Raw genomic sequence first — 10,395 nt, 5'->3', positions numbered from 1 at the left:
GTGGGGTGGTGGGCCGTCCCGAGGTCCGCTGGAGGACCTGCTGGAACGCGTCCTTCTCCGAGGAGACCTTCTCGTGTCCGGAAGGAGCGTCCTGACCTTCGACCTTCATGGCATGCCTCGCGCGCAAGGGATGCGCGGGCATGAGCAGCGGCCGTGCCAGTCAGGCGGGGCGCGCTCCCGGGAGGAGGGCGCGAAGGAGGCGGCACGAGAAGGGGTGCCGCCCCCGGGATGGGCGTGCGGGACGCGGGACGGCGCGCTTCTAGCGCTTGCCGCCGAAGCCGCCCGGCTGCACGGGCGCGGTGCCCGTCAGGTCGTTGAACGCGAGCGGACAGGCCGCCACGGCGTTGGGGTCCGCGAGCGCGGGGTTCTGGGCCCAGTCCCGGTCCTGGAAGAGGTACGCGTCGCGCACCTCCAGCTCCTTGAGCTGCTTGCGGTACTCCCAGAAGCGGCCGCGCAGGAGCACGCGCGAGCCCTTCGGCAGCTGCGTCAGCGCCGTGTACTGGTCCTCCTTCAGCCGCGCCGTGATGTTCACCGCGGGCCGCACCTTGGGCTTGCCGTAGGTCAGCCCCGACAGCAGCCCGTCGTTGCCCGGATCCGGCAGGTAGTAGACGAGCCGGGCCATCAGCGCGGGCGGCTCGGGCGGAGGGCCCTTCTTGCCGCGCTTCTTGGGCTTCTCCAGCTTCGCGTCGATGAACTCCAGCCCCGAGAAGGCCACCTCCTTGTCGAGGTAGTCGTCGCGGAACTTCGCGTCCGCCACGCTGGCCGCGGTGGTGTTGGCCTTGAGGACCTCCACGTCGTAGCGCTCCAGGATGGCAGGCAGCGTGAAGAAGAAGCTGTCCACGGGCTTCACGCCGTCCGCGATGAAGCGCAGCTTGCTCAGGTCGAGCGGCGGGTAGTACGGCGCGAGCGCCACCGCCGTCTGCATCCACTCCGGCGGCAGCCGCTTGTCGATGAGCACGCGGCGCATCATCGACACCAGGAACATGTTGGCCGGGAAGCGCGGCGTGGACAGCTGCGTGCCCAGCGCCTGGATCAACACCGGATCCAGGTAGAAGTTCTCGTCGCGCTTGTGCAGGTACGGCGCGGACTCGCCCACGATGGTGAGCAGCGCGCCCACGAGCTGGGCGCAGTTCGCGTCGTTCGTCCCCTGGACCAGGGCCTGATTGACGCGGGAGCGGAGGAACCGCTTGTCCATGTCCGCTTCGCGGAACACGGGCGGCTCTCCCGTTCCGAAAAAGAACTCCTTCTGGGCGAGCGCGGGCGTCGACAGCAGGCCCACGGACAGTGCGAAAAGGGCACGGGTACGCATCGCCCCGAACCCTACCATGCCCTCCCCGGGGTGATCCTCCTCCGAGCGGCCTCGCCCACGCGCTGCGTGGAGGCTGCTGGGACCGCCCGACGTAGGAGGGCAATTGCAACCAGATGACCCGATGCGGCGGGGCATTCGCGACAGGCCCTTCCGAGGCCAGGGGGCAGGGGACGGACCGACCGCGTGGGAGGCGCGCCGGGCCGGAAGGCGGGTGGTTTTTTCCGCCTGTTGGCGGCGCGGCCTTTTGTGTACCTTGCCCGGAGCCATGCCGACGCCCCCCGAGACCTCCCCTGCACCCGTCACCATCGCCCAAATCAAGGACGAGGCGGAGCTCATGCAGGCCCTCGCCATCCGCGAGGTGGTGTTCATCGAGGAACAGCACGTGCCCGAGGGCATCGAGCGCGACGCCGAGGACGCCCACGCCTACCACGTGCTCGCCATCCAGGGGGGCCACGCCATCGGCACGGGCCGCCTGGTGAAGCTGCCGGAGCCGCCCGCGGGGCAGAGCGGGACGTGGGGCCAGATTGGCCGCATGGCGGTGCTCCAGTCGCACCGCAAGGCCCGCGTGGGTTCGCTGCTCCTCACGACGCTGGAGGAGGAGGCGCGCCGCCGCAACGTGACGGGCATCATGCTGCACGCCCAGCTCTACGCGCTCGACTTCTACAAGAAGCACGGCTACCAGCCCGTCGGCGCCGTCTTCGACGAGGCCGGCATCGACCACCTGGAGATGCACAAGCGGCTGTAGTCCCCCCGCCGCCTTCAGCGCCTCGGAGGACGGGGCGCGGGCGGCTCGGCGTGGCGCGGATCCTCGGGCCAGGAGTGCCGGGGGTACTTGCGGCACAGCTCCTTGCGGATCGCCGGGTAGTGACGCTCCCAGAAGCCCGCCAGGTCGGTCGTCACCTGCACGGCGCGCATGTTGGGGGCCAGCAGGTGCAGCACCAGCGGCACGCGGCCCGCGCCCACGCTGGGCCCCTGCGCCATCCCGAAGAAGTCCTGCAGCCGTGACTCCACCCAGGGTGGCTTGTTGGGCTCGTAGTGCACCTTCACGCCGCGCCCGCCGGGCAGGGTGACGCGCTCCGGGGCATGGTTCGCCAGCAGGCGCTGCTGCTCGGAGGTGAGGCGCGCGTAGAGCGCATCCAGCAGCGACACGCCCTCCAGGTCGGAGAAGCTGCGCGCGCCCACGCACAGGGACGCCAGCGCGTCGCGCATGAAGGCCGCGTCCACGGTCGGGAAGCCCGCCTCGGGGAACGCCTTGCCGAGCAGCTCCACGCGCGTGCGCCACTGCTCCAGCGCCTCGGGCTCCGCGAAGCGCTCCGGGCCCGCGGCCAGCGCGGCCTCGGCCAGCACGCGCGCGGCCTCTTCCGACGGAGGGGCAGGCGTGCGCGTCTCCTCCAGCATGAGGTTGCCGTAGGCCAGCCGGGTGAGGCGCTCCACGCGGCGAGCGTCCGGGTTCCACTGGAGGGTGTCCACCTCCTCCAGCGCGTCCGGGTAGAGGTCCAGCAGCCACTCGGCCTCCACGGCGCTGGCCAGCCGCACGACGGCGCCGCGCCCGGGGCGCTCCTCTGCATCCACGGCCACCATCAGCTCCGCGTCCTGGACGACGCTGAACTCGGACAGGCTGGTGGTGCCGCCGCCGAACATGAGCAGCTCGGGGGAGCGGGGCCGCCGCCGCCGGGCCACGCGGTCCGGGTAGCCCGCGAGCACGCTGAGCATCAGGGCCTGCTCCACGTCCTCGGGACGGCCGGGCTTCGAGCCCTGTTCGCGCACCGCGCGGCGCAGCTGCTTCTGCACGCGCTCCACGGATTGCACCGCGCCCGCGTCCAGCGACAGCGACTGCATGCGGCCGGAGGCGAAGCCTGAACGGCCGGCCTCGCGGAAGCGCTCCAGGAGCTCCAGCAGGTCGGACGGGCCGCTGACGAGCGCGGACGCGCGGCCACCGCCGCCCAGGTTGGCGCGGGCCTCGCGTCGGATGTCCCGCTCGCCCATGAGGGCCGCGAGCACGGCGGCATCCGCGCCCACGCCCCGGCGCTCGCCCTCGACGATGACGCGGGCCTGTCGCGGATGGACGGGGAAGCGCAGGAGCCGCTGGCCCACGTCCGTCACCTGGCCCTTCGCGTCCACCGCGCCCAGCCGGCGCAGCAGCGTCTCCGCGGCCTCCAGGGCGGGAGCGGGGGGCGGCTCGAAGAACGGGAACGCCGTCAGGTCCTTCACGCCCGACGCGCGCAGGGAGAGCACCGTCTCCGCCAGGTCGGTGCGGCGGATCTCCGGGGCCTCTTGATCAGGCCGCCCGTCGAAGTCGTGCTGGGTGTAGAGGCGCACGCAGTGCCCGGCGCGGGTGCGGCCCGCGCGGCCGGCGCGCTGGATGGCGGAGGCCCGGCTCACCTTGCCCAGCTTGAGCTGCGGCAGTCCGGACCACGGCGAGTGGGACGCCACGCGGGCCAGCCCGCTGTCGATGACGACCGCGACGCCGTCGATGGTGACGGACGTCTCCGCGACGTTGGTAGACAGGATGATCTTCCGGCGCGAGCTGCGGCGCACGGCGCGGTCCTGCTCCGCGGGAGAGAGGTCGCCGTGGAGCGGGAGCACGTCCGCGTCGTGGCGCTCGGCGAACTCCGCGCAGGTGTCGCGCGCGCGGCGGATCTCCCCGGCACCGGGAAGGAACACGAGCACGTCGCCGTCGACGCCCTGGGTGAACAGGCGCTTGAGGACGGAGAGCACCTGCTGATCCAGGTGTCGCTCATCCGGGGCGAGCAGGTACTCGACGCTGACGTCGAAGCGGCGACCCTCGGAGCGCAGGGAGGGGGCGCCGCCCAGGTACGCGCGGACGGGCTCGGCCTCCAGCGTCGCGGACATCACCACGAGCTTGAGGTCCGGGCGGGCCGTCTCCTGCAGCCGCCGCAGGAGCGCGAGCGAGATGTCCGCGGACAGGTGCCGCTCATGGAACTCGTCGAGCACGACGATGCCCACGTCGCGCAAGGTGGGGTCCGTGAGCAGGCGGCGCCCGAGCACGCCCTCGGTGACGAAGGACATGCGCGTCTTGGGGCCGCGGACGTCCTCGAAGCGGACCTGGTAGCCGACGGTCTCGCCCACGCGCTCGCCAATCTCCTCGGACACGCGCTGCGCGGCGAGCCGGGTGGGCAGTCGCCGGGGCTGGAGGACGACGATCTCCTTGCCCACGCCCAGCCCCGCCTCCAGCAGCGCGCGGGGAACGCGGGTCGTCTTGCCCGCGCCAGGAGGCGCCTCCAGCACGAGCGACCGCGAACTCCGGAGCGTGGAGACGATGTCGGGCAGGAGGGGATCGATGGGAAGGGCGACGTCCGCCATGTCCGGGTTCCTCTTCACGGCGGGGGACTCACCGCGCGTCGGGTCTCAAGGCGTACCAGCCTCGGACGGGTCGGTCTTCTTGCGACGCTTGGGGCGCACGGCCTCCGGAGCACCGGAAGCCGAGGCCTCCGAAGGAGCCTCCGCCTGCGCGGCTTCGGGAGCCGGGGCCGCGTTCTTCGGAGGCCGGCCCCGTCGAGGACGCGCCGCGACGGGAGGCTCCGGGGCGACGGGTTCCGGAGCAGCGGGGACCTCCTCGGATCCACCCTCCGAAGCCTCGACGTCACCCTCTCGAGCCGACGATGGCTCCACGTCGGCGGCCTCCTCCACGGACTCCTGGCCCTCGACGTCTTCGGGAGCCGTCTCCATCGCATCGTCCCCGGAAGGCTCCGCACCCTCGAACGCATCCTCCTGGCCGGGGTCGCCCTCCTCACCGAAGAGGTCCGAAGCGCCTTCCTCGGCGGAGAGCGCGAGCGACTTGCCCGCGCGCTTCCGGGGCTTGAGCGTGAGGCCCGCGGCCTCGAAGACCCCGGGCACGGGAACCAGCGCGGCCTCCGCGAGCAGGCGCCCCTGCCGCAGCGCCACGTCCAGGCGCCGACCCAGCGACACCAGCGCCTCGCGAAGGGCGGCCTCCTGCTCCGGGGGCAGCGGGGTGGGGGACAGGCTCGCGTTCCACGCGGCGAACGTCGCGGCGACCTGATCCACGACGGGGCGGACCATCGCGAAGTCCTCGCGGGAGAAGATGCGGGTGACGTACGCGCTCTTGAGCCGCCGCTCGTACGACGTGGCGTACTCGTTGACCAGCTCCACGGGCGCCCGGCGCAGCTGCGGGAACTTGAGGTGCGGGAACAGGGCCTCGATGACCGGCGCGCGGCTGCTGGCGGTGAAGGTGATGCCGGCGTGCAGCTTCTCCAGCGCATCCACCCAGCGGCCCTGCTGATCGAACGAGAACTCCTCGCGGGCCTCGTCCAGCTCGGGCAGATCCTTCACCTGCTCCAGCAGGCCGCCCGCGGGCTCCCGGGCCTCGCGCAGGCGCTCCAGCGCGGAGGCCAGCCACTGCTTCTCGGCCTCCAGCCCCGGCCTGCCGACGATCATCTCCTCCGCCGTGGCGAGTCGGGCCTCGAAGGCTTCGGCGAAGCGGATCAGCTCATAGGATTCGAGCGTGGACGACATGCGTGGACGACTCCTCGGAGGGGCGGCGGAGATACCACACCTTCACCGTCCGACGAGCAGGGCCTCCATGGCGCCAGGGGCGGAGAAATCCGCGAAGGCCCACTCGGCGCCAGCGTCGAGCAGCGCCTGGGGCGTGAAGCTGCCCGTGCCCACGCCAATCGTCTCCGCGCCAATGCCCTTGGCGGCCGCGACGTCCTTGGGCGTGTCACCGATGATCACCACCCGGCACGCCTCCAGGGGCTGTCCCAGCTGCGCCGCCCCGGCCTGCGCGCCGTGCCGGATGAGGGCCACGCGGTCCTCGAAGTCGCAGCCGAAGCCGCCGAAGGCGAACTGGTCGTGGATGTTCACGCGGTCCAGCTTCACCTTGGCGCCCGCGCGCACATTGCCGGTGCCCAGCCCCACGGCGAAGCCCGACCGCGAACGCGCCTCCACCACGGCCTCGCGCATGCCCGGGTGCAGCCGGTACTCGCGCGCATCGACCTTGGGGACTTCCAGGCCCAGCTGGGCGATGTACGCGTCGATGACCGCGCTGATGGCGTCCTCGGTGTCGGGCTGGCCGATGATGCCCAGCGCCTTGCGGACGATGGCCCGGTCCGTCATGCCGGACATGCTGAAGCCGTCGCACGCGTCGCGCCGCCGGTGGAGCTGCTCGAAGGCCAGGCCCATGGCGCGGCGACCGGCACCGCCGGTGGTGACGAGGGTGCCATCGATGTCGAAAAGAAGGACGGTGGGGCGCATGGCCTCCCATCTAACGGAAGGTCCCGCCCGACGCGAGCCCCGAGCAGTCCACCAGGGCGGCTGCCCCCGCCACGCCCGGCACCCGGCTCAGGGCTCCGCCAGCGTGAGCCCCTGCTGGAGGGCTTCACGCACCCGGGGGACGTCCTCCAGGGGGAGCCGCTCCTCCAGCACCTCGCGCACCTGCTGACCGCCCAGCCGTCCGAGCGCCTGGGCCACGGCCTCGCGGATCCGCAGGTCCTGGTCCTCCAGCCGGGCCTGCAGCGTCTTCACGGCCTCGAACCCCAGGCGCTGGCCCAGCGCGGCGGCGGCCTGCGAGCGGACATCCGAAGGGCGGTGTGGATCCTCCAGCATCGCCTGGAGCGTCTGTCCCGCGAGGGGAGCCTCCACGCGCGCCAGCGCCGTCACGGCCCGCATCCGCTGCGCATCGGGGACGCTCATGTCCTCCGCCAGCGCCGCGAGCACGGGCACGACCTCCGGCCCCAGCCTGCGCCACGCCGCCTCCGGCGCGACGGTCGGCTGCGCGAGCAACCCCAGCGCCTCCGTGCGCAGCGGCCCGGGAGCGACAGCGCTCGGGGACGCGGGAGCGGAGGCCTGGGCCACCGCGGTGGTCGCGTGGACCGGAGCCGCTTCGGACACGGGCCCCGCGCCCGCGAGCACGGCGAGACCGGCCAGGGCCATCCACCGTGGCGTGGCGTGACGGGACGGGACCGGCGAGGGACGAACACCGCGGGGGCGGGACGGCTGGCTCGGCATGCGGGGCTCCCGGTGGGGAAGGGGAGCCCCGTTATACGACGGCTGCCGGTCCGGACTCGATAACGCTAAGGTCGGACCATCATGGCCGGACGCGTCTTCTTCTTCCTCCAACACGCCACGTACGAGCCCGCCTATCAGGCGGCCTCCATGGGCATCACCGCCGCCGCGATGGGCGACGACGTCTACTTCGTCTTCGCCTTCGAGGCCCTGCGCCAGTTGGTCCGGGGCGGCTTCGGCCTGGCGCACAGCGAGCGCGAGCGCACCGAGGCGGCCCGCGCCGAAGGGCTCAACGTCCCCACCCCGGCCCGCATGTTGGAGGAGGCCCGGGCCCTTGGCGCGAAGCTCGTGGCCTGCGACACCACGGTCCGCATCTGTGGCCTGTCGCCCCAGGAGCTGCACGGCACGCTGGACGACGTCATGGGCCTGGCCTCCATCTGGCGGCTGACCGAAGGCGCGCGCGTCCTCACGCTGTGAGCGGGTTCGCGGCCGGTCCCCACCGCCCTCCAGGAGGAGGGGGATGTCCGACAGGGGAAACGAACCCGTCCCCGGGGATCGCCTGACGTTGCAACTTGGCAGCATTACCTGAATGGAACCTGCCTGCCGCGAGTCGCTGTAGCCTCGGTGGGCGTCCACGCGTTACGCTGCGGCATTCGCAGTCCGTTGTTCCCCCCTGGAAGGAAATACCCAAAGCCTATGCGCGCCAAGTCGACCCCCCTGAGCGCACTGCTGGCCGGCATCCTCGGTGTTGCCGTGATGGCCGGCTGTCAGACCTATGACTTCGAGCCGGTGGATCCGCTCGCGATCGCCCAGACGACCGTGGAGTCGGTGATCACTGCTCGCAAGAGCAAGCCGGACGTCATGCTGCTGGTGGACACCTCCGGCTCGATGACGGAGCCGGTGAACAAGGACCTGATCGTCAATGGTCAGCGTGCGTGCGACACCACGGACGAACAGGGCCGGGTCTTCACCTGTGCCGAGGATTTTCCCTGCGACACGTCGAAGTGCCCCACGCGTTGGTCGGAGCTCCAGGGCGCCATGGGCCCCTTCCTCTCGGAGAGCGGCAAGTTGGTCCGCTTCGGTCTGACCACCTACCCGGCGCCTACCACCGTTGCGACGCCGAGCGCGGCGCAGCTGTGTGCGGCCGCCACCAGCGGTGAGAGCGTCCGCGCCCTCATCCCGGTCGACCTGGACTCGGACGACGACCTCCAGACCTACGCGAAGCAGGTCAACGACAAGCTGCAGGCCATCCCCAATGGGGGCGCGAACCGGCCCAAGGGCGGTACTCCGACGAGTGGAAGCCTGAAGTTCGCGGGCACGCTCCTGACGCCCAACTCCCAGGAGCGCGATCAGATCGTCATCCTGCTCACCGACGGTCTGCCCAACTGCAACGAGTTCAACGAGTACAACGGCAGCATGGCGGAGTGCCGCTGCACGCTCGCGACGGCGTCGCAGTGCACGGTCCAGCAGAGCCCCTATTACAAGCGGGGCTGCCTGGATAAGAACGCCTCCGTGCAGGAGGTGACGGCGCTGAAGGCCAACGGAATCAGGACCATCGTCATCGGCTTCGGCGCGGAGACGTCCGCGGGCGACGGTCCCGCGGTGCTCAATGAGATGGCGATCGCGGGCGGTTTCGCGCGCAAGTGCAAGGCCAGCGTCGACTGCGGCGCGGGTGACACCTGTGACGTCGCTGCGGGCCTGTGCGGTCGCGCCTTCTACCAGGCGGGCAATCGCGAAGAACTGGCGAGCGCGCTGAAGAGCATCAGCGAGGAGATCCTGCCGGGCGAGCCGTGCTTCACTCCGCTCGAGAAGAGTCAGCTGCCCTCCAATGAGAAGCTCATCGTCGTCTACATCGACGGCGAGCGCACGCTCGCGGGCCCCGACACCTGGTCGCTGGAAGAAGGGGGCGTGCGGTTCACGGGCAGCGCCTGCGCGAAGCTGGAGTCGTCGCGTCCGGAGGACCCCGTCAGCGTCGAAGTGCGCGCCATCCGCCAGCTCTAAGCCGGCAGGCAGGCGGAGGCGGCTTTACGCCGGTGGAGGCGGGGATTATAGGGTCCTCGCCGCCCTGGTCGCCTCCGCCATGAAAATCACCGTCCTCTCGCGTTCCGCTTCCATCTCGTCCACGCGGCGGATCGTCGAGGCAGGACGCGCGAGGGGACACCGGGTCCGCGTGCTCAACCCGCTCCGGGTGCAGATGCATCTGGACGGGGGCAGCCAGGCGACCATCCTCTACGACCGCAAGAAGCTCACGCCCACCGACGTCGTCATCCCGCGCATCGCCCAGTCCATCAGCACGTACGGGCTCGCTGTGGTGAACCAGTTCGGCCTGGCGCGCGTGCCCCTGGTGAACCACGCCCAGGCCATCGCGCAGTCGCGCAACAAGATGCGCGCGCTCCAGCTCCTGTCCGCCCACGGCATCGACATCCCCGCCACGGTGATGGCCCGGGACGCGGCGCACCTCAAGGAGATGGTCGGGCTTGTGGGCGGAGTGCCCGTGCTGGTGAAGCTCCTCCAGGGCCAGGAGAAGCACGGCGTGATGGTCTGCGAGAGCCTCCAGTCGCTGGAGGCCGCGCTCGAGGCGGTGCTCGGCCTGGGGCACAACCTCGTCATGCAGGAGTACGTGCGGAGCACCGGCCAGGACGTGCGCGTCCTCGTGGTGGGGGGACAGGCCATCGCTGGCGTGCTGCGCAAGCCGCGCCCTGGCCGTCTCTCGCACACGCTGAACCGGGGCGCCCGCCTGGAGTCCCTGACGCTGTCCCCCAGCCACCGCGCCACCGCGGAGAAAGTCGCCCGGCTCGTGGGCCTGGAGGTGGCCGCGGTGGACATCCTGGACGTCCAGGGGCACCCCAAGGTCTTCGAGGTGAACAGCTCGCCCGCCCTCCTGGAGATGGAGGCCGCGACGGGCATGGACCTGGCCACGCCCATCATCGAGCGCGCGGAGGCCCTCGTCGCCGGCGCCGTCCCCGTCTGGAGCGCTGCCCTGGAGACGCCGCAGGCCCTGCTCCCGCCACCGGAGCGCAAGGGACCCGTGAAGGTGAACGTGCCGCGGAGTTAGAAGAGAAAGCGCTCCCCGAGCGTCCGAAGCCCCGGTATACGAACGCCGC

At 71.5% G+C, this 10,395-nt stretch carries 9 protein-coding genes; 4 read left to right on the top strand and 5 right to left on the bottom strand.

Features of this window, described 5'->3' with window-relative positions; translation table 11 throughout:
* Positions 1–259: 259 nt before the first annotated feature.
* On the bottom strand, positions 260–1,309 hold the full coding sequence (locus D7W79_RS31845; protein ID WP_120529138.1) for a hypothetical protein: 1,050 nt from the start codon (positions 1,307–1,309) through the stop codon (positions 260–262).
* 265 nt (positions 1,310–1,574) lie between these two features.
* Between D7W79_RS31845 and D7W79_RS31840 the strand changes: the two genes are divergently transcribed.
* Complete coding sequence (locus tag D7W79_RS31840) at positions 1,575–2,054, top strand: GNAT family N-acetyltransferase (RefSeq protein WP_120529137.1); 480 nt, start codon at positions 1,575–1,577, stop codon at positions 2,052–2,054.
* A gap of 14 nt (positions 2,055–2,068) precedes the next feature.
* Here the strand turns inward: D7W79_RS31840 and hrpB are convergent, their stop codons facing one another.
* From hrpB to D7W79_RS31820, 4 genes are all read right to left on the bottom strand, one after another.
* A complete protein-coding gene (gene hrpB, locus D7W79_RS31835; protein WP_120529136.1) occupies positions 2,069–4,633 on the bottom strand; it encodes an ATP-dependent helicase HrpB in 2,565 nt (854 codons plus the stop codon).
* 45 nt (positions 4,634–4,678) lie between these two features.
* Positions 4,679–5,803 (bottom strand): hypothetical protein, encoded by a 1,125-nt coding sequence (locus tag D7W79_RS31830; protein WP_120529135.1) that lies wholly within the window; start codon positions 5,801–5,803, stop codon positions 4,679–4,681.
* A gap of 42 nt (positions 5,804–5,845) precedes the next feature.
* The gene (locus D7W79_RS31825) at positions 5,846–6,541 is read right to left on the bottom strand and encodes an HAD family hydrolase (protein ID WP_120529134.1); all 696 of its coding nucleotides are present in this window, start codon (positions 6,539–6,541) and stop codon (positions 5,846–5,848) included.
* Between the two features lie 87 nt (positions 6,542–6,628).
* The gene (locus tag D7W79_RS31820) at positions 6,629–7,219 is read right to left on the bottom strand and encodes a HEAT repeat domain-containing protein (RefSeq protein ID WP_120529133.1); all 591 of its coding nucleotides are present in this window, start codon (positions 7,217–7,219) and stop codon (positions 6,629–6,631) included.
* Positions 7,220–7,375: 156 nt separating this feature from the next.
* Here D7W79_RS31820 and D7W79_RS31815 point away from each other — a divergent pair, with 156 nt between their 5' ends.
* The 3 genes from D7W79_RS31815 (at position 7,376) to D7W79_RS31805 (ending at position 10,346) form a co-directional block, all read left to right on the top strand.
* A complete protein-coding gene (locus D7W79_RS31815; protein ID WP_120529132.1) occupies positions 7,376–7,768 on the top strand; it encodes a DsrE family protein in 393 nt (130 codons plus the stop codon).
* Positions 7,769–7,987: 219 nt separating this feature from the next.
* On the top strand, positions 7,988–9,292 hold the full coding sequence (gene cglB / locus D7W79_RS31810; protein WP_120529131.1) for an adventurous gliding motility lipoprotein CglB: 1,305 nt from the start codon (positions 7,988–7,990) through the stop codon (positions 9,290–9,292).
* 79 nt (positions 9,293–9,371) lie between these two features.
* Positions 9,372–10,346, top strand: coding sequence for an ATP-grasp domain-containing protein (locus D7W79_RS31805; protein ID WP_120529130.1), 975 nt, complete (start codon positions 9,372–9,374; stop codon positions 10,344–10,346).
* The last annotated feature ends 49 nt before the right edge of the window (positions 10,347–10,395 follow it).

This window comes from Corallococcus exercitus (assembly GCF_003611585.1).
Classification (GTDB): Bacteria; Myxococcota; Myxococcia; order Myxococcales; family Myxococcaceae; genus Corallococcus; species Corallococcus exercitus.
The sequence above is the reverse complement of the archived record's forward strand: the minus strand, read 5'-3'. Positions and strand labels throughout refer to the sequence as shown.